Origin of the sequence: Streptomyces sp. JH14 (assembly GCF_029428675.1) — a bacterium.
In the GTDB taxonomy this organism is placed as follows: Bacteria; Actinomycetota; Actinomycetes; order Streptomycetales; family Streptomycetaceae; genus Streptomyces.
Genome location: NZ_JAJNEL010000001.1, coordinates 432,564 through 451,338, shown reverse-complemented (window position 1 = coordinate 451,338; position 18,775 = coordinate 432,564). Strand labels below are relative to the sequence as shown.

15 protein-coding genes and 1 pseudogene are annotated in these 18,775 nt (G+C 71.1%); 10 read left to right on the top strand and 6 right to left on the bottom strand.

Annotation, left to right across the window (positions count from 1 at the left end; all coding sequences use genetic code 11):
* Positions 1-42 precede the first annotated feature (42 nt).
* Positions 43-1,263, bottom strand: a complete 1,221-nt coding sequence (locus tag LRD69_RS01985) for a saccharopine dehydrogenase C-terminal domain-containing protein (protein ID WP_277324812.1) — start codon at positions 1,261-1,263, stop codon at positions 43-45.
* 135 nt (positions 1,264-1,398) lie between these two features.
* Here LRD69_RS01985 and LRD69_RS01980 point away from each other — a divergent pair, with 135 nt between their 5' ends.
* Entirely contained in the window at positions 1,399-2,112 is a 714-nt protein-coding gene (locus LRD69_RS01980; protein WP_277324811.1) for a TetR/AcrR family transcriptional regulator, read from the top strand.
* Positions 2,113-2,223: 111 nt separating this feature from the next.
* Here the strand turns inward: LRD69_RS01980 and LRD69_RS01975 are convergent, their stop codons facing one another.
* A complete protein-coding gene (locus LRD69_RS01975; protein WP_277324810.1) occupies positions 2,224-3,750 on the bottom strand; it encodes a hypothetical protein in 1,527 nt (508 codons plus the stop codon).
* Positions 3,751-4,235: 485 nt separating this feature from the next.
* Between LRD69_RS01975 and LRD69_RS01970 the strand changes: the two genes are divergently transcribed.
* From LRD69_RS01970 to LRD69_RS01945, 6 genes are all read left to right on the top strand, one after another.
* The gene (locus LRD69_RS01970) at positions 4,236-4,730 is read left to right on the top strand and encodes a lamin tail domain-containing protein (RefSeq protein WP_277324809.1); all 495 of its coding nucleotides are present in this window, start codon (positions 4,236-4,238) and stop codon (positions 4,728-4,730) included.
* A 368-nt stretch (positions 4,731-5,098) separates the two neighbouring features.
* Complete coding sequence (locus tag LRD69_RS01965) at positions 5,099-5,344, top strand: ferredoxin (protein WP_277329591.1); 246 nt, start codon at positions 5,099-5,101, stop codon at positions 5,342-5,344.
* Positions 5,334-6,728: an FAD-dependent oxidoreductase gene (locus LRD69_RS01960; RefSeq protein ID WP_277324808.1), complete on the top strand. Its 1,395-nt coding sequence runs from the start codon at positions 5,334-5,336 to the stop codon at positions 6,726-6,728. Before LRD69_RS01965 ends, LRD69_RS01960 begins: the two co-directional genes overlap by 11 nt.
* Positions 6,729-6,805: 77 nt before the next feature.
* Positions 6,806-8,044 carry a cytochrome P450 gene (locus LRD69_RS01955; protein WP_277324807.1) on the top strand — a complete coding sequence of 413 codons (1,239 nt, stop codon included), beginning with the start codon at positions 6,806-6,808 and terminating at the stop codon, positions 8,042-8,044.
* A 131-nt stretch (positions 8,045-8,175) separates the two neighbouring features.
* Positions 8,176-9,072, top strand: a complete 897-nt coding sequence (locus LRD69_RS01950; RefSeq protein WP_277324806.1) for an SDR family oxidoreductase — start codon at positions 8,176-8,178, stop codon at positions 9,070-9,072.
* Positions 9,073-9,158: 86 nt separating this feature from the next.
* Positions 9,159-10,289, top strand: coding sequence for a PP2C family protein-serine/threonine phosphatase (locus LRD69_RS01945; RefSeq protein WP_277324805.1), 1,131 nt, complete (start codon positions 9,159-9,161; stop codon positions 10,287-10,289).
* A 221-nt stretch (positions 10,290-10,510) separates the two neighbouring features.
* Here the strand turns inward: LRD69_RS01945 and LRD69_RS01940 are convergent, their stop codons facing one another.
* Complete coding sequence (locus tag LRD69_RS01940; protein WP_277324804.1) at positions 10,511-13,054, bottom strand: polysaccharide lyase family 8 super-sandwich domain-containing protein; 2,544 nt, start codon at positions 13,052-13,054, stop codon at positions 10,511-10,513.
* Between the two features lie 165 nt (positions 13,055-13,219).
* Between LRD69_RS01940 and LRD69_RS01935 the strand changes: the two genes are divergently transcribed.
* Both LRD69_RS01935 and LRD69_RS01930 read left to right on the top strand, forming a co-directional pair.
* Positions 13,220-14,116, top strand: a complete 897-nt coding sequence (locus tag LRD69_RS01935) for an adenosine kinase (RefSeq protein WP_277324803.1) — start codon at positions 13,220-13,222, stop codon at positions 14,114-14,116.
* Between the two features lie 79 nt (positions 14,117-14,195).
* Positions 14,196-14,636, top strand: a complete 441-nt coding sequence (locus LRD69_RS01930; protein ID WP_277324802.1) for a GNAT family N-acetyltransferase — start codon at positions 14,196-14,198, stop codon at positions 14,634-14,636.
* A gap of 26 nt (positions 14,637-14,662) precedes the next feature.
* Here the strand turns inward: LRD69_RS01930 and LRD69_RS01925 are convergent.
* Both LRD69_RS01925 and LRD69_RS01920 read right to left on the bottom strand, forming a co-directional pair.
* Positions 14,663-14,866, bottom strand: a pseudogene (locus LRD69_RS01925) (alpha/beta hydrolase); the annotation flags it as partial.
* 151 nt (positions 14,867-15,017) lie between these two features.
* Positions 15,018-15,485 (bottom strand): DUF5709 domain-containing protein, encoded by a 468-nt coding sequence (locus LRD69_RS01920; protein ID WP_277324801.1) that lies wholly within the window; start codon positions 15,483-15,485, stop codon positions 15,018-15,020.
* A gap of 348 nt (positions 15,486-15,833) precedes the next feature.
* Here LRD69_RS01920 and LRD69_RS01915 point away from each other — a divergent pair, with 348 nt between their 5' ends.
* Entirely contained in the window at positions 15,834-16,583 is a 750-nt protein-coding gene (locus tag LRD69_RS01915; protein ID WP_277324800.1) for a DUF4118 domain-containing protein, read from the top strand.
* Between the two features lie 54 nt (positions 16,584-16,637).
* On the opposite strand, the gene LRD69_RS01910 is transcribed toward LRD69_RS01915, so the two are convergent.
* A complete protein-coding gene (locus tag LRD69_RS01910) occupies positions 16,638-18,626 on the bottom strand; it encodes an amino acid transporter (RefSeq protein WP_277324799.1) in 1,989 nt (662 codons plus the stop codon).
* Between the last annotated feature and the right edge of the window lie 149 nt (positions 18,627-18,775).

Sequence of the window (18,775 nt, the reverse complement as noted above, 5' to 3'; positions counted from 1 at the left end):
GGGCTGCAGTCGCCCGCCCGCCCGGGTCCGGGCCGGGGACCGTCACTGCTCGCGCATGCCCCACGGGGAGCCGTACGCGCTGAGCAGGTCCAGGAAGGGGCGGGCGGGGAAGGCCTCCGGGCCGAGGACTCCGGAGCCGGTCCACACGCCCGTGGCCAGGAGTTCGAGGGCGACGACCGGGTTGACGGCCGTCTGCCACACCACCGCCTGGGAGCCGTACTCGGCCATCGACCACTGGTTGTCGACCACGTGGTAGAGGTAGACCTCGCGCGGCGCGCCGTCCTTGGTGCCGCGCACCCAGGTACCCGCGCAGGTCTTGCCGTGCATGCGCTCGCCCAGCGTCGCGGGGTCCGGCAGACAGGCGGCGACGACGTCGCGGGGCGACACCTCCACCGGGCCCGCTGCGCTCGGCACGGTCACCGGGTCGGTGCGGTCCAGGCCCAGCAGGTGCAGCGTCCTGAGGGTCTGGATGAACTCCTCGCCCAGGCCGTATTTGAAGGTCACGCGCTGTGCGTCGATCCAACGGGGGACGAGCAGCACCTCCTCGTGCTCCACGTTCACGCACTCGACCGGGCCGATGCCCTCGGGGAAGTCGAACACCTCCGGCTCGCTGAAGGGCGCGGTGGTGAACCAGCCGCGGTCCGCCTCGTAGACGACCGGCGGATTGAGGCACTCCTCGATGGTGGTCCAGATGCTGAAGGAAGGCGCGAACTCGTAGCCGTCGACGGTGAGGTTCGCACCGTCGCGGATGCCGATCTCCTCGATCTCGTCGAAGAGTTCGTCGGCCGCGTACCGCGCGAAGACATCGGACAGCCCCGGCTCCACACCCATGCCGACGAGGGCCAGCGCGCCCGCGTTCTCCCAGTCGGCGGCCTGTGCGAACTGTGTGTCGCCGAGCATGACCCCGCACTCCTCGTACGGCCGCTCGGGGTGCGGGCGCGACAGGGACATCGCCATGTCGAGGTACGTTGCGCCGGCCGCGAGCGCCGCCCGGAAGAGGGGCATCACGAACCGCGGGTCGGTGGCATTGAGCAGGACGTCGCACTCGTGCCGCGACAGCAGCGCCGTCACCGCCGCCTCATCGGACGCGTCGACGTGCTCGGCACGGAAGCGGCCCGCAGCGCCCGTGAGCGCAGCGACCGCCGCCTCGGCCCGGCTCAGGTCGTAGTCGGCCACGACCATCTCGTCGAAGAACGAGCGCCGGGCCGCGATCCGGGTGATCGCGGTGCCCACACCGCCGGCTCCCACAAGCAGAACACGCATGACACGGACTTCCTCTCTGCGGAGACGGGGCGTGCCCGCGCGGACCGGACGTGCGGCGCCCCTGCCGGCAGATCCAACGCCGCGTGCCCGGATAAGGTCAATGGTGTTGGCATAAGCGCACGCGAGGAGGCGGCGGTGGCGAAAGCTGTGGTGCCCGAGGAGAAACGGCGGCGGCGCCGTCCCACCAGGAGCGGCGCCGTGCTGTCCGAGCAACTGATTCTCGAGACCGCCCTGCGGATGCTGCGTGAGCACGGCAGCGCGGGACTCACCGCCCGCCGTCTCGGCCTGGCCCTGGACGCCGACCCCAGCACCCTCTACCGGTACTTCCGCGGCATGGACGATCTGACCCTCGCCATCGGCGACGCCCTCATCGGGCAGGCCCTGCAGGGCTGGCGGCCCACGGGGGAGTGGCGGTCGGATCTGCGCGGCCTCGGGTTGCGCATCCACGCGGTGTACGTCGCCCATCCGCACGCGGCGCTGCTGACCGCGAACCGGGTCACCGGCCGGGCCCATGAGCTGGCGGCCGACGAGGCCATCCTCGACGTGCTCCGCTCGGCCGGGTTCCCGCTGCCGGACACGGTACGGATCTACCAGGCCTTCATCGACCAGACCCTGGCCTTCGCCGCGCTCGACGCCGCCTCGCTGGCTCTGCCACGCGAAAGTCTCAGCGCCGACGAGGACATGTGGCGCTCGACGTACGCCCGCCTGCCGCGCAGCACCCATCCCCGGATCGCCGAGGCGGCGCCCCTTCTGGCGACCCGCATGCTCGACAGTGCCTATCCCACGGCTCTGGAGATGCTGCTCGACGGCGCCGCAGCGCAGTGGGAGGCACTGCGCCCCGAGCGGTAGGGGATCGTCCGGGGTAGTTGGAGGTCGCCCCGTCGGCCGCGGCCGATCCCGAGGCCGTCCCGGCACCCCGGGCGCCCGACCGTGCGGCCGGGGGCCGCAGGCTGGGTGGTGTCACCGGGACGGCCCTCCTGCCGCGGTGCGGTCCATGTGCTCGGTGGGTGCCAGGTGGACGGTGAGGGCGGGACCCCCGCGCAGCGGTGGCAGGGACTCCTTCTGCCAGGCGTGGGCGTAGGCGGGTGCCCCGCGCCCGGGAGTCACGATCACCGCGACCGGTGCGCGACGTGCTGCCGCGAGCAGGCCGTCGGCGGTGATGCTTCCGTCGTGGCCGCCGATCTGCCGAGACGCGCAGCCGGCGTAGTAGCCGATCGGCACCGCGTCGTAACCGGTGACCACGCACGGCGGGCGAACTCCCAGAAGGTGCAGCTGGTCGGCGATCGCCGTGTACTCCTGCCGTGCCACGCGGCTGCGGGCGACGGCATGGCTGAGTACCCAGTACTGGACGGCGAAGTGACCGGCCAGGGCGAACGCGAGCAGCACGCCGACCGTGGGCCGCCATGCGGGGCGGGCAGCGAGGAACAGGGCGCGCACGCACTCGGCGACCGGAAGCGCCAGCAGGGCGTAGGTGGGAAGCAGGAACCGGGGGGCAGCGTAGTCGATCATGAACAGATAGGGCGTCGCCATGGACGCGGCGACCAGGGTCGCGAGGACGACGGCAGGGCGGCGCGTGCCGGCGGCGACGATGCCGCCCGCTGTGAGCAGCGGCAGCGCGAACCACCACGCCGCGGTGGACCGGTGTCGCCAGGGCACCTCGCACGGGCGGCACAGAGTCCGCCCGTCCAGGGCACGGATCTGATCGTCGACGGCGAAATGACGGCCCAGGCCGCCCTGGATCTCGCTGGCACGGTGCAGCCGGGCGGTGAGGCCGCCGTAGTGCAGGTACGCCTCGATGATCCATGGGGCCGAGCCGAGGAGAAGAGCGGCCACGAGCACGGCCGGCACGGCCGGGCGGCGCCAACGCGGGACCGCCAGGGCTGCCACGATCAGGGGCAGGACCAGGTAGCAGGCGTCCGGTGGCCGCATGAGGGCGACCAGAGCCACACCGCAGCCGAGGCCGACGAGCGCCTTGCCGTCGGACTTCCCCCTGACGGCTCGCAGGAAGCAGCCCACGGCGGCCAGCGCCCCCAGGGCGCACCACAGGTTGGGCATCGCCTTCGGGCCGTAGTACAGGGTGATCCACAGCCCGGCGAACATCGCGCCCGCCCCGGCGAGAACGACGGGCGGCAGAAGGCGGCGCCAGACCCACAAGGCGAGGAAGAGCCCGCATCCGGAGCACAGGGCCAGATACACGTGCAGCGCAGCTGTGGAGGAGGTCAGCACGGCCACCGGCGCGACCAGGTACGAAATCCCCCGGGCCCGGGGAGCACTGAAGAACGCGGCCGGGACATCACGGCTGACCTGGCTGACGTACACGGTCTCGTCCCAGCCGAGTCCCGAGCCGGGCACCACCAGGACCAGCTGGACGAAGGTGAAGACGGCGGCGACGGCCGCCAGCCAGGGAAACGGGCGGTCGTACAGGTGGTCGGGATCGGAGAGCCGCATCTGCGCCACTCGCGGGTCGACGGCCAGTCGGTCGTGCATGGATCAGTCCTCCACGGCGCTGGTCTGCGGGCCGGGCTCTGTGCGCAACTCTGCGAGTGCCGGCCGCAACCGACCAGATGTGATCGGCCATGTGGAGCACACACACGATGCCCCTGCGGAGGGGAGGCGGACGAGCAGGCCGGCGGTTCATCTGTCGGGCATGGGGCGGCCGGCGGGCCGAAGGCCGCACATGCCCCGTCGTCGAGGCGGCCGCAGACGCAGCCCTGCCGTCGACGGGGCACGGGCCGGTGGCGGTCCGCGCGACGGAAGGCGGCTGCGGCCGGAAGCGCGGGCGGCATGTCGACCGCCGGCGGGCGTCGACCTGCGTCTGCCGCCGCCAATTCGTCGGCCGTGCCTCGTACGTGAGTGGGTCCGGGCCTGCACGGCATGACTGTCTTCACGTATTAATCACGTTTTCGACATCTCTCCGTCACGAGCTGTGTAGGCTCCAGGCGCTTCATCCGCACCAATTGGGGGGAAACCTGATGCGCATACGCCATGCCGTGTCCACTGTCGTCGCTGCCGGAACCATCGCGGTTGTCGCCACCGCCCCGGCACAGGCGGCCGAGTACTCGTCGGCGCTGAAGATCAAGGGTGTCCAGTACGACGCGCCCGGCTCGGACTCCAACAAGTGCTCCACCGGGAACACCAAGGAGGAGTACCTGACGATCAAGAACTACTCGTCGACGGCGACCGTCAATCTCAAGGGCTACGTCGTCAAGGACGCCGTCGGCAACCGCTTCACCTTCTCGGCCAACCACTACCTGCAGCCCGGCGACTACGTGAGGCTGCGCGGCGGCCACGGCACCGAATCCGACGCCAAGAACGTCGCCTACCGCCAGAACTGCAACTTCATCTGGAACAACGACAAGGACACCATCTACCTGTACAAGCCGTCGGGCAGCCGGGCCGACGTCCACGCCTACACCAAGGCCGGCTCCGACCCCGACCGCAACGGCTACATCACCTATCACGGCTGACACACCACCACTGCGCACCGGTGGAACGGCGGCAGAGGGCGAGCGCTCTGCCGCCGGGTCGCCGGCGGGACCTCCCGCTGTCGTCGGGTGCTCCGGTCAGTGGCCGGCGGCGCTCTCCTCGACCCACCGGCGAGGCGGCCTCAGGTCGAATCGGGCCGGGACCGGCGGAACCCGCCATCGGCCCGTCGCAGCCCGGCCCTGTGTCCCGGCCCGCAGTTCCGTGGGCGGCTCACTCCTTCGGCTCGCCCGGGCGAGCGCCGACCCCGCCTCTCCTTCGATGCTGGCCCAGGAGAGATGACCACGGCCCAGGCGCCCCCCGAGCACGCGCCGACGGTGCCGGACCGGGCTGCCGGAAGGGCGGAGCGATGATGAGGCTTGTCGTCGACCTCAACAGATGTCAGGGATACGCGCAGTGCGCGTTCCTCGCGCCGGACGTCTTCACCATGCACGGCGAGGAGGCGCTCTCCTACAACCCGCTCGCCGCCGAGGAACAGCGCGAGAACGTGGCGCGCGCCGTCGCGGCGTGCCCCGTCCAGGCCATCATGGTCGATGCACTGGATGCACCGGGCGGTCCGGCGGTCGCACCGGGCGAGGTGACGTCCCGTGACCGCTGACGGATTCCTGGAGTGGTTCAGGCGCGAAGGCCGGATCGTGATCGTGGGCGCCTCACTGGCCGGCCTGCGGGCGGCCGAGACGCTCCGCGACGAGGGCTTCGAGGGTTCGCTCACCGTGATCGGTGACGAACCGTACGAGCCGTACGACCGGCCGCCGCTCTCCAAGTCGGTACTGCTGGGCCAGGCGACGCCGGACCACACCGCGCTGCCCCGGCGCCGAGCGGTGGACGCGCAGTGGCGGCTCGGTGTCGCGGCGACCGGGCTGGACATGGCGGACAAGCGGGTGCTGCTGGCGGACGGCGACACGGTGGAGTACGACCGGCTGCTCATCGCGACCGGTGTACGGGCCCGTCCCTGGCCGCACGAGGAGGAGGCCGAGCTGGACGGCGTCTTCGTCCTGCGGACGCGCGACGACGCGGCCGGGCTGCAACGGCGGCTGTCGGAATCGCCGCGCAGGGTGTTCGTGATCGGGGCCGGCTTCACCGGCTCGGAGATCGCGTCCGCCTGCCGTCACCGCGATCTGCCGGTCACCGTGGCGGAGCGGGCCGACGCGCCCCTGGTGGGCGCGCTCGGCGGGGTCGTCGGTGCGGTGGCCGCGGAGCTGCACCGTGAGAACGGGGTGGACCTGCGCACCGGCGTCATGGTCACCGGCCTCGAGGGCGACACCGCGGGGCGGGTGCGCGCCGCTCATCTGTCCGACGGAAGCACCGTCGAGACGGACGTGGTGGTCGTCTCGCTCGGTGCGACCCGCAACACCGAATGGCTGGCCGGATCCGGACTCGGGGCGGGACCCCGCGGGATCGCCTGCGACGCGGGATGCCGGGCCTTCGACTTCCGGGGCATCGTGACCGATGACATCTTCGTCGCCGGTGATGTGGCGCGGTCCCCGCACCCGCACTTCGGCTACCAGTTCCTCTCCCTCGAACACTGGGGCAACGCCGTCACACAGGCCGAGGTGGCGGCCCACAACATGATCAGCGCCAGCACGGACCGTCGTCCGCACATGTGGGTGCCGGCCTTCTGGTCCTCCCAGTTCGGGGTGAACATCAAGTCGGTCGGCGTCCCGTCCATGGGCGAGGAGATCCTCATCACGCAGGGGTCGCTCTCCGAGCGCCGCTTCACCGGGGTGTACGGCTACCAGGGCCGCGTCATCGGAGCCGTCACCTTCGACAATGCCCGGTGGCTGCAGTTCTACCAGGGGCTCATCGAGACGGCCGAGCCCTTCCCGCCGGCGTTCGCGACCGTGGACCGCCGTCCCGAGGGCAGGCAGCCCGTCCCCGCAGACTTCCCGGACCCCTCGCTGCCCACCCACGGGCCGACCGTCACCCTCAGCGGCTACTCGCCCGACGAGCGACGGCTGGTCTTCAAGCCGGCCCACTCCTGACCACCGGCGGGGCGTCCGACAGCCCGCTGCCCGAGGCCGGACCGGCCCCCTCTGCTCCCACGCCCCAAGGACCCGCCATGACGCAAGCCCCGCTCCTGCGCCAGATCACCGATTACGCCAACCGTGCCGACCCGTATCCGCTGTACGCGGAGCTCCGCAGGACGCCGGTGCTGCAAGAAGCGGACGGCGGCCCGTACGTCATCAGCAGGTACTGGGACATCCAGAGTCTGCTCCATGACCCGAGGATCAGCTCCGACGCGTCCCGTCTCACCGCGCGAGGCGGCGACGCGTTGTCCCAGCCGGAGGAGGAGACGGCGCTGCCCCCCAGCTTCCTGCGGCTCGACCCTCCGGAGCACGACCGGCTGCGTCGGATGACCAACCGTCCGTTCGGCCCACCGCACAGCCCTCGGCTGGTGGCCGGCATGCATGACGAGCTGGCCGGGATCGTCTCGGACCTCGTCGCCGGCTTCGGGGACGCGGACCGGATCGATGTGGTCGACCAGTTCGCGTACCCCTTTCCCGTGACCGTGATCTGCCGACTGCTCGGGGTGCCGCGGGAGGACGAGGCGCGCTTCCACTCGTGGGCGGACACCATCGCCGCCGGTCTGGACCCCGCTCCGGAGGACGACCTCGCCGAACGGAACCGCGTCACCCACGAGGCCCGCACGCAGCTGGGCATGTACCTGGCCGAGCTGGTCGAGGAGCGCCGCCGGACACCCGGTGACGACATGCTCTCCGAGCTGGTGACCAGCCATGGACCGGACGGTCCGATGACGACGATCGAGGTGCTCAGCACCGCGGCCCTGCTGCTGATCGCCGGCCATGAGACGACCGTCAACCTGATCACCAACGGGATGCTCACCCTCCTGCGCCACCCCGAGGTCCTCGAGCGGCTCAGGAGCGACCCGCGACTCGCCGTCAACATCGTCGAGGAACTGCTGCGCTATGAGCCGCCGGTGCAGTTGCTGCCGCAGCGTACGTGCATTGCGGACATCGAAGTCCGTGGGGTCACCATCCCGAAGGGCTCGTCGATCTGGCTCGTCCTGGCCGCCGGGAATCGCGACCCGCAGCGCTTCGAGGACCCGGACCGGTTCGACCCGGACCGCAAGGACATCCAGCACCTCGGTTTCGGCAGCGGCATCCACACCTGCTTCGGCGCACCGCTCGCCCGGCTGGAGGCGCAGCTCGCCCTGACGGCGCTGGCCCGTAGGCTCGACAGGCCCCGTCTGGTGGAGGACCCGCCGCCCTACCGGCAGAACGCGGTCCTGCGCGGCCCCCGTCATCTGCCCATCACGTTCGACGGCCTCCGCCCCTGACAGGTGTGGACGGCGCGACGCCTCCCACAGCCCCCTGCGACCGGCTGCGGGACCGAACAGCATGGCCTGACGCGGCAGTTCACGACTGCACGCGGAGTGTTTTTGACGGTCCGTCATGAGACGGTACGCCGATGACGTCATCAGCGGCACTCGACGGCAGGGCGGCCCTGATCACCGGAGCCTCCCGAGGCATCGGCCTCGCCACGGCGCAGGCCCTGGGCGAGGCGGGAGCGAGGCTCTGCATCACCGCACGCGACCCCGGGGGAGTGGCCGCGGCGGTGGACCGGCTCGCCGCCACCGGCATCACGGCGGTCGGCTGCGCCGGATCGGTCGCTGATCCCGCGCACCTGGCCCGGTGCACGGATCTTGTGATGCGGACGTTCGGCCGGCTCGACGTCCTCGTGAACAACGCCGCGACCAATGCGCCGTTCGGCCCGCTGATGGACGCCGACCCCGGGGTCTGGCGCGACGCCTTTGCAGTGAACGTGGAGGCGCCGCTGCGCCTGACCCAGCTCGCCTGGCGGGCCTGGATGCGTGAGCACGGCGGCGCGGTCGTCAACGTCTGCACCGAGGGCACCTACGGCGTGGGGCCGCACGTCGGCGCGTACGGCACGAGCAAGGCGGCCCTGCTGCACCTGACCCGCCAGCTCGCGGGTGAGCTGGCGCCCGGTGTGCGGGTGAATGCGGTGTCGCCGGGCCTGGTGCGCACCGAGATGGCGCGGTTCGTGTGGGAGCGGTCCGAGCAGCGGATCGCCCGGAGCCTGCCGCTGGCCCGGATCGGTGAGCCGGACGACGTGGCCCGGGCGGTGCTGTGGCTGGTCTCCGACGAAGCGGACTGGGTCACCGGCACGGACCTGCTCGTGGACGGCGGCACGAGGGTGCGAGCGGCCCTCCGGGCCGGATCCGGCGTGCCCACGGATGCTGTACACGACGTTCTGGCGCGCACGGACCCGTGGGGCGGTGCGGAGCCGCCGGCGACGGCGGGCCCGGATCCGGAGGGCTCGGACGCCGAGCGGTCGCCTCGATGAGGGACCGGTTTCGAGGCTCGGCGGACGGCATACGGGCGGAGGGCGCCTGAAGGGCGGCCGCAGAGGGTGTGAGGTATTCCGGAACCATGACATGGAAGCGGCTCCAGCGCTCGCTCTGCGCGACCCAGCGGCACTCGAAGGCTCTGGTCGCCATGCCGTTCGCTCTGATCGCCGCCGTCACCGTGATGGACGTGAGCGCGCCTCCGGACGTCCACCTGGGACCGTTTCTCGTGGCAGCGCCCGCTGTGACGTCGTCGTTCGCCGGCCCGCGGATGACCGGCTTCGTGGGCGCGGTCGCTGTGCTCGCCCAGTCCGTGGTCGCCTTCGCGCGCACCAGCATCAACGACCTCAACCACACTTACCAGATCATTGCGCTGTGCCTGATCTCCGCGTTCGTCACGGTCTTTGCCCACCTGAGGGAACAGCACGAAAAGGAGATGACGCAGCTCCGATCGGTGGCCGAGGCGGCACAGCACGTACTGATGCAGCCCCTGCCGCGGCGCAGCGGTCCGCTGCGCATCGCCTCGCTCTATCTGGCGGCAGAGGCGGAGGCGCAGCTCGGCGGTGATCTGTACGCGCTTGCCCGCACGGCCGACGGCACCCGTCTGATCGTCGGCGACGCACGCGGCAAGGGGCTCGACGCGATCGGTGAGGCCGCCGGTGTACTGGGCGCGTTCCGGGCCCTGGCGCACAAGGAGGCGCACCTGCCCGATCTGGTGGGGCACCTGGAGGACGGGGTCACCGTGGACCGGAACGGCACCGTGGAAGGGGCGGGAGGCGGCCAGGACGCATTCAGTGCGGAAGCCTTTGTCACTGCGGCCGTGCTCGACATTCCCGACGCCGCTCGCGAGGTGCGGCTGGTCAGCTGCGGCCATCCGCCACCGCTGCTGCTCCGTGCGGGCCGGGTGCACTCGCTCGACGTGTACGAGCCGGCTCCGCCGCTCGGGCTGGCGCAGCTGCTCGCCCCCGCCTTCACCGAGGAGACGTTCGGCTTCGACATCGGCGATGTCCTGCTCCTGTACACCGATGGCGTGCTCGAGTCCCGCGACGCGTCGGGGTGCTTCTATCCCCTGTCCGAGCGGGTTGCGGCACGGCCCCGGGAGGATCCCGAAGCCCTGCTGAAGTACGTCTGCGCCGACCTCCTTCGTCACGCGGGCGGGCGCCTGGGCGACGATGCGGCCATGGTCGCCATCGAACGGCTCCCGGATGCCGTGTAGCGGAGCCGCTGCGGGTCAGGGCAGGACGCAGCGGAGTCCGTACCCGCCCCGCGGCCGGCCACGCCCGCACGGGACGGCCGAAGAGAAGGGGCACCGCGTCCGCAGGCGGACCGCCGCACGGATCGCTGGCTCCCCACGCCGGACGGCTGCGACCGGACGGCGACGGGCGTCGTCGGGCCCGACGTGACGCCGCCGGTCCAGGGTCACGGACAGTGGTGCGGTCAGCCCTGCAGGGTGACCGTGAAGCTGCGGCCGTAGGCGTGCCGGGTGTCGAAGTCGAGCCGGGTGCCGCCGTGGACCGGGCTCACACGCACCCCGTCGTCCGACGAGACCTTCCGCAGCGACCGTCCGTGGATCACGACACCGACCGTGTCCCGGCCCATGGTCGGGTCGGACACGGCGACGGTGGTCGGGCCGCGGTGCCCGCGGCGCTGCACGATCACCGAGGCCGGTCCGTCGATGCGCAGGCCCGCGGCCTCGTGGTGGCCGGCGGCGAACGTGTTGGCCGCCGTCAGACCGAGGCCGGCATGGGAGACGGCCTGCACGCGCGTCGAGTTGGCCAGGACCGTGAGCGGCCCTTTCGCGTACGGTCCCAGCTGCGCCTCGGCCGCGTTCGGCACCAGCGCGTAGGCCAGGCGCATGGGTCCGGCCCCGGGCGCCCGGTCGACCGTCACGCCGAGCACGGTACGGGTGACGATGGTGTCCGGGTTCGACGTGCGGACGACCCGGCGGCTGCGGACGACCTCGTCCAGGGAGACGCGGACCTCCGGGGTGTCGAGGAAGACATAGCCGACGGCGGTGTGCTGCGTGGCGTTGGCGTACCGCAGCCAGCGCAGGTCACCGGTGCCCGCGCCGGTCCAGGGGCGGCCGTCGCGCAACATCCCGGTGAGCGAGATCCGGTCGGCGGGCAAGGCGGTGCGGGCGTCGACGGCCGTGGTCACGGCGCGCCCGGCAGGGTCACCGACACCTGCGGCCAGCACCACGATCTCCTCGTCGAGGAGGAACCACGACTTGGTGGCCGTCGCATTGCGGTAGACCACGAAGTCGTCCGGCAGGAGATGCCTGTCGCGCACGCCGACGTCGCTGGACTGCACCATCGCGGCCGCGGCGTACGCCCCGAGCACGGCGCCGCCGGAGTGGGGATCGGTGCCACGGGGGAAGTAGACGTATGTGTTCTGGGACTCCGACGACGAGGTGAAGTTCAGCGCATGCCCGGGGTTGTCGTAGTACGGGGTCCCGTACAGCTCGGGGACGGTCCGGCGCTCCTCCACCGGAGCGGTGACACCGGCCAGACCGTACGGCGAGACCGTGGTGAAGTAGTCGACGCCGTACGCCTGCGACTGGTCCTGACCGGAGAGGTAGAGGTAGTACGCCCCGTCGCCCTGGAACCACGGCATGAGGTTCTCGCCGCTCATGTACTCGTACTTGCTGATCCGGTCCGAGCTGCGGGCGAGCGCGAAGGCGAAACCGGGCCTGCGGTGCACGTGCCGGTCCATGGCGTTGAAGGCGACGCTGCGCGAGGCCGCATTGAGATCCGCGGCCGGTACGGAGGCGTCGCCGATGATGTCGGCGTACCGCACGACGCTGACCGGCGAGACGAAGCGCCCCGGATCGAGCGTGCCGCGTGACGTGGAACCGACGTACTTGACGTAGCTCTTGAGGGCCATGGCGTCGTCGCCGCTCGCCAGCGAGGACAGATCGACGACGGCCTCGACGACCACACCGACATCGGTGTACCCGCTGTCCGGACGTGACACCGCCCGTCCCTTGACGATCTCCATCATCCAGCCCTCGAAGATCAGCGGGGCGAAGCCGTTCTGCACCCAGCTCCGCACGGCCGGCACGAGCTCCTCGCCGTACGCGAATCCCGTGCCGTCCGTGATCTTCAGGGTCTGCACGACGCGGGTCAGGAGGCCCTTTCCGTACGAGCCCGTGTAGGCGACGGAGGCGTGCTGGATGAAGGACCCGTCCGCGTAGTAGCCGTCCGTGACGCCGTGCGCGAGGTGGTACGGGTCGATGGTGGCGAAGACCGTCAGCTGGTCGGTGAGCGCCTTGCGGATACGGGCTTCGTCGCCGAGGAGACCGCCCTGCAGGATGCGGTTGGTGGTGATGTCGGCGAGGTTGGCGCCGGTGTGGAAGCGCGAATCGAGATTCACGTCGCCGTCGACACCGTTGCGCAGGTAGGCGTCCATGGAGGCCACGAACGTGTCCACGAGGCCCGGGCGGTAGGCCCGCACTTCGTCGGCGAGAAGGACCAGCGTCCTGCTGATGTGCTGAGAGAGGCCGATCTCCCAGTAGAACCAGTTGCCGTAGTAGCCCGTGGACTGGTCGCCGTAGTAGTGGTCGTGCAGCCATCCGAGGCCGTCGAGCACACGGCGCTGAACGGCGGTGTTCCCGTAGAGGTCGGAGGCGGCCCCGCCCGGTGGTGTGCGGGTGGCGAGGGCGATCTCGTACAGCCGCTGGAAGGCGGTGTTGAGGACGGCCTCGCTCCCGCCGAGCTTCAGACCGGCGAACAGCTCGCCCTCGACCGCGGCGTCCATCGACGCGAGATGCGACCGTGCCGCCTTGTCCACTGCGGCGAGCTTGGCGGCCGTCTCGGGACGGGAGTTGGACGCGGCGGTCCCGGCGAGGACGGCAACGGTGTTGGCCAGCAGGCGGGCGCTGTCCGCGGCGACGTCGGCGGCGGTCGCCGGCCGGGCGGGGAGTACCGAAAGGAGACCGGCGGCCGACAGGGCGGCCAGCAGACGTCTGCGGGTGATCTCCATGTGGCTTTCTCCGCCCGTGAGTTGGTGGCCCGGCGCGCGGAGTCAAGCAGAGGCCCCGGCCGACGGCAAGGGGACGGGACCGTCATGCCGTGACCGGGTCCGTGCTCTTCGCCGTGGTGCAGCACCCGTTACGCTGCCCGGACTTCCTCACCTTCAGGAGAGCCGTTGAGCATCGAGACCGACATCCTCGTCCTGGGGGGTGCCGGCGTGGACACGCTGGTGTACGTCCCGCAGCTGCCGCTCCCATACGCCGACAGCCACATGGTGCCTGCCATCGAAACACGGGCGGGACAGACCGGCGACTTCGTGGCGCTCGGGGTGCACGCACTGGGGCTGCGCACCCATCACATCGACATGATCGGCGACGATCACGCGGGCAGCCTGGTCCGCGCGCTGCACCGCGACCGGGGCATTGCGCTCACCGGCATTCCGCAGCCGGCCGGCACCAAGCGCGCGGTGAATCTCGTCGGCCCCGACGGGCGGCGCCTGTCGCTGTACGACAACAGCCGCTCGCGGGAAGCGGACCGGCTGCCCACGGAAACGGTGGGCGCCCTGGCGTCGGTCAGCCGCCACGCCCACGTCTCCATCACCTATCCCTGCGCCCACGCCCTGCCCACGCTGCGTGAGGCGGGCGTGACCATCTCCACCGACCTGCACGACTGGGACGGCGTCAACGCGTACCACGAGGCCTTCGCCTACGAGGCCGACGTGGTCTTCCTGTCGGCCGCGGCCCTCGCCGACCCGGAGAAGACCATGCGGCGGATCGCCGAACGAGGCCGGGCCGAAGCGGTCGTTGTCACAGCGGGAGCCGAGGGCGCTCATCAGCTGATCGGTGGCGAGCTGACCCACATTCCGGCGGTCACGCCCCCGGCGCCTGCAGTGGACTCCAACGGGGCCGGCGACGCGTTCGCGGCCGGCTATCTCTTCGGCCGTCTGGCCGGCGAGCCGCCGCAGCGATGCGGCCTGTACGGTGCGATTGCCGGGGCCCACGCCTGCACCGTCCCGGCGACGGGGACCGATCCCATCAGCCGGGCCGAACTCCTCTCCCGCGCAGCGGCGTAGCGGCCGGACCGGCCGACGGCATGACGTGCCGGATGCTGCCGAGGTTGACGTCCCACAAGGCGCGCGGTTTCCTGCTGCGATGACTGATCTTCGTATCGAGCAGGTGGACGGCGATGCCCTGCTGCGGGACTGGCAGCACGTCCACAACACGATCATCCCCACAGCCGTGCTCTCTCTCGACGAGGTACGTGAGCGCGTCCGACGCAACCGGCTGGAGGTCGCGTATCTGGGCGACGTCCTTGTGGGCTGCTCGACCCTGCGTCCGCCCACGAGCGAAGCATCCGTGGCCACGGTGATCGCCAGGGTGCTCCCGGCTCACCGGAGACAGGGATTCGGCCGGGCACTCTACGTACGAGGGCTGGCGCAGGCGCGAGAGCTCGGCGCCGACGTCATCGAGACGGTGGTCCTGGAATCCAATCCGGACGGGCTGCGGTTCGCGCAGGCCCAGGGATTCGTCGAAGTCGAGCGATACCTGCTGCCGGGTGACAGCGTCCGCTTCATCGACTTGAGACTGGCCTGAGCCCGGCGTCCACCGCCGACCGGACCTCAGGAGTCCGTGCCCGACCGGAGCAGAATCCGTGCCGGCTCGCGCGGCTGCGAGAACATCGGCCAGTGGCCGGTGTCCATCTCGACCAGCCGCCAGTGCTCGCTGCTCAGCCGCTTGGCCACGTCGTCGTTCGGCTCGGCGCCGTCGAGCAGGCACGTGATGTACGTCGCGGGAAGCTCACCGAGCGGGCGCGCCGGCACGGCCATGGTGAGAACGCAGCGCAGGGGTCCGACCACCCGCGGCCGTCCCGTTCCTGACCGGGCGTGAGGTGGGTGGCAGGGGCGCGGCCGGTCCAGGGGCGGACCTCAGCGGCCCGCACCGGCTGTGGAGCGCGGCCGGTGGTGCGGTGGGGGCCTACAGACCTTCCGGGGCGGGGACCACGTGCATCGCGGCCTCCTCGGCGGACGCCGCGGCGCCGTCGATGCCGATGTCGAAGGCAATCATGTCCTTCTCGTCGTCCTCGTGCGCGCCCTCGTCGGGCGCGACCAGCCGTCCGGCCCGCAGGCCCCCGACCTCGTCGTCACGCACCTCGCCGTCGGTGTCCAGCACATCGCCGATCTCGTCCCCGTCGGGGACGGGCAGCTCCGGCTCCTCCTCGCTGAGGCGCTGGTCGAGGCTTTCCCCTTCGTGCTGCTCGGCCGCCGTGACACCGTGGTGTTCCACGCCCCACGGCCGCTCCGGGGGCGAATAGCCCGTGTCGAACGGGTCTGCGCCGGCCCGGTCGTCGAGGGTGTCGGCCGCATCGAGCAGGCCTGCATCGTCCTGGACCTCCGAGCCGTCCGGCTGGTAGACCTCGTCGCCCATCGTGGTGTCGACGTCCATGTCACCTCCCATGTCCGGAGTGAACCGTCGGGCTACGTCCATGCGCGTCATGCCCTCACTCTCATCATCAGCGGTGTCGGCCCTCGGGACGAGCCGAACCGCACCAGCGCCCCGCTGCGGACGCGGAGAGCGGGGTCGCGGACAGTGACGTCACGTGACCGGACCGGTACGGTACGCGACGAATCCGCCCGGAATGCCGACGGAGGTGCCGAGCGCGTCCGTGTACGGGCCATGGGCGCCGCCTCGCTGTCAGTGCGCCATCAAAACGGGTGACGGACGCGTCAGGGCCGTGTCAACGCCGTTCGCCGCCGGGGCGAAGGGGGACAGACTGGATGCAGGAGGTGCCGCATGAGCAGTCACTCGCTCCGGAACCGGCTTGCGCTCGCGGCTGCGCTGGTGGCGCCGCTGCTGGTCGCCCTCGCGCTGGTGCCGTTCCGCACGGACCTGTCGAACGCCAATGCGGCTCTGATCCTCGTGGTCGTCGTCGTCGCGGTTGCCGCGTTCGGCAGCCGCATCGCGGGCGCGGTGGCCGCGCTGTCCGCCGCCGCCTGGTTCGACTTCTTCCTGACCCCGCCGTATCAGCAGTTCACCATCAACGGCGACGACGACATCGGAACGGCTGTGCTCCTGCTGGCCGTCGGCCTGCTCGTCTCGCAACTGGCCGTCCGGGTCAGGCGGCTCCAGGTGATCACCGTGACGGATGCGGGCCATCTCGCCCGGATCCATGGCACCGCCGAGCTGGCGCAGGCGACGACCTCCGCCGACGCGGTGGCCGCCCATGTGCGGGACGAACTCGCGGAGCTGCTGCAGCTGCGGGGCTGCCGCTTCGAGTACGGAACCCTGCTGGGCCGGCCACCGCGGCTGGAGCAGGACGGCAGTGTGTCCGTCGGACGCAGGCGCTGGGACGTCGAGCGCGACGGCTGGCCGGAGGGCGAGATCGAGCTCCGGGTCAGTGGGCAGGGCCACTACCTCGGCAGGTTCATGCTCGATCCCGCGCCGGGAACCGCACCGGACCTGCAGGCCCGGCTGGTCGCGGTGACCCTGGCCGACCAGGCCGGCGCCACGCTGGACACGGCGGGCCGGACGCCGGCCGGCTGAGTCCGGCCGCGAGGATGACGACGGCGGCCGGACGGGACCCCGGGACCGACCGGTTCAGCCGACGTGGATGCGGGGCCGGCGCGCCGGGTCGGGTTCCGCCCGGCGCAGTACCTCCCGGGTGACCGGTGCGACCTCGCCGTCGCCGAAGACGAGGAAGCGCAGCAGATGACTGACCGGGTGGCCCTCGGTCCAGTTGAAGTAGGCGTGCGGGACCTCCCCGGTGCGGTTGCGCAGTTCCATCAGTACCGCCGCAATGGTGTTCGGTACCACCGCGCTCTCCATGCGCAGCCTGCGTACCCCGTGCTTCTCGTCGCCGTGGACGGTCACCGCGGCGGTGAAGTCCGAGGAATCCTGGATGAACACCTCCAGGAACAGCACAGGGCGGCCGTCGGGGATGTGGGTCGTTTCGCGCTGGCTGTACTCCTTCGTGCGGTAGGCGACCGTGCTGTGCTCCTGAGGCTCGTTGGCGATGATCCGCAGTGGCCCGGCCGCCGCCGCCTCGTCGATCAGCCGCAGGGCGTTCTCGTCGAAGGTCACCGCAGCCGCACGCAGTTCGAAGGCGCGGTGCACCCGGGAGGCGGACGACGTCAGCAGGATGGCGATGATGAACAACGAGGCGATCTTGATGCCGTCGGGCCGTTCGACCACATTGGTGACCAGGGTGTACGCGAAGACGGCGGTGATCGCACCGAAGCCGACGGCAGCCCACCGGTGGCCGCGCCGGTGCACGGCGACCGTCGACGCGAAGGACGCCGACAGCATGAGGACCAGCACGCCCGTGGCGTAGGCGCCGCTCTGGTCGTCCACATCGGCGTTGAACCACACGGTGATGAACACCGCGATCGCCGTGAACACCAGCACCAGAGGCCGCACCGCCCGGGTCCACTCGGGCGCCATCCCGTAGCGCGGCAGATAGCGCGGTACGAGGTTCAGCAGTCCGGCGAGCGCCGAGGCACCGGCGAACCAGAGGATGGCGATCGTCGAGACGTCGTACACGGTGCCGAAGGCCTCGCCGAGGTACTCGTGCGCGAGGTACGCCAGCGCGCGGCCGTTGGCCTGCCCGCCGCTCTTGAACTCGCCCTGCGGGATCAGGATCGTGGTGGCGAGGCTGGACAGCAGCAGGAAGCAGCTCATGATCAGGGCTGCCGTGGTGAGCAGCTTGCGGGTGCCGCGGACCCGGCCCGCGGGATTCTCGTACGTGTCCGTCGGGTCCCCGGCCACCTGAGGCATTACGGCAACGCCGGTCTCGAATCCGGACATGCCCAGCGCGAGTTTCGGGAAGACGAGCAGCGCGACACCGACCATGGCGAGCGGTGAGGAGTGCTCGAGGGTCATGGCGTCCGTCCAGTCGCCGATCCTGACCGGATGGGTGAGGACCTGCCAGGCGGAGACGGCCAGGACGACGACGTTGAGGAGCAGGTACGTCGCGACGAGCGTCACCGCGATGCCGATCGCCTCCCGGAAGCCCTTGAGGAAGACCGCAGCGAGGGCGGCGACCAGGACCAGGGTGATCCAGATGTTCTCGCCGTGCATCCAGGCCGGGGCGAAGGGATTCTCCACGACGTGCGCGGAGGCGTCGGCCGCCGACAGCGTGATGGTGATCATGAAGTCGGTGGCGGCGAACCCGAGGAGCACCAGCACGAAGAGCTTCCCCGCCCACCAGGGCAGCAGGCGCTCCAGCATGGCGATCGAACCCTCGCCGTGCGGGCTCTCCTTGGCCACCCTGCGGTAGACGGGCAGCGCGCCCAGCAGCGTCAGCGCGATCAGCACCAGTGTGGCCAGCGGCGAGAGCAGCCCGGCGGCCAGTGCGGCAATGCCCGGCTGATAGCCGAGGGTGGAGAAGTAGTCCACACCGGTGAGGCACATGACCCGCCACCAGGAGTGCCCCTTGTGCTCGGGGCTCGTTGTGCCGTGCGGCCCCGGGTGCCGTGCCGTCTGTTCGCTCAGCCCCTCCAGCAGCCAGGCCCGCCCCCCGCTCCGTTCCCGCAGCGTGACCTGTCCCGGTCCGGATCCGACCGGATCGGGCTCGTGCATGCCAGTCATGTGTGCTCTTCCTGCCGATCGGCGTACGACGAGCAGCGAGTATCCAGCACGTCGTCACCCGTCCGGCGGCCGGGGGCGAACGTCGTCGCCGGTCAGGAGTACGGCAGGCGCGTCAGTATCCCGTCAGTGGCGCCCCGATGGCCGTCAGT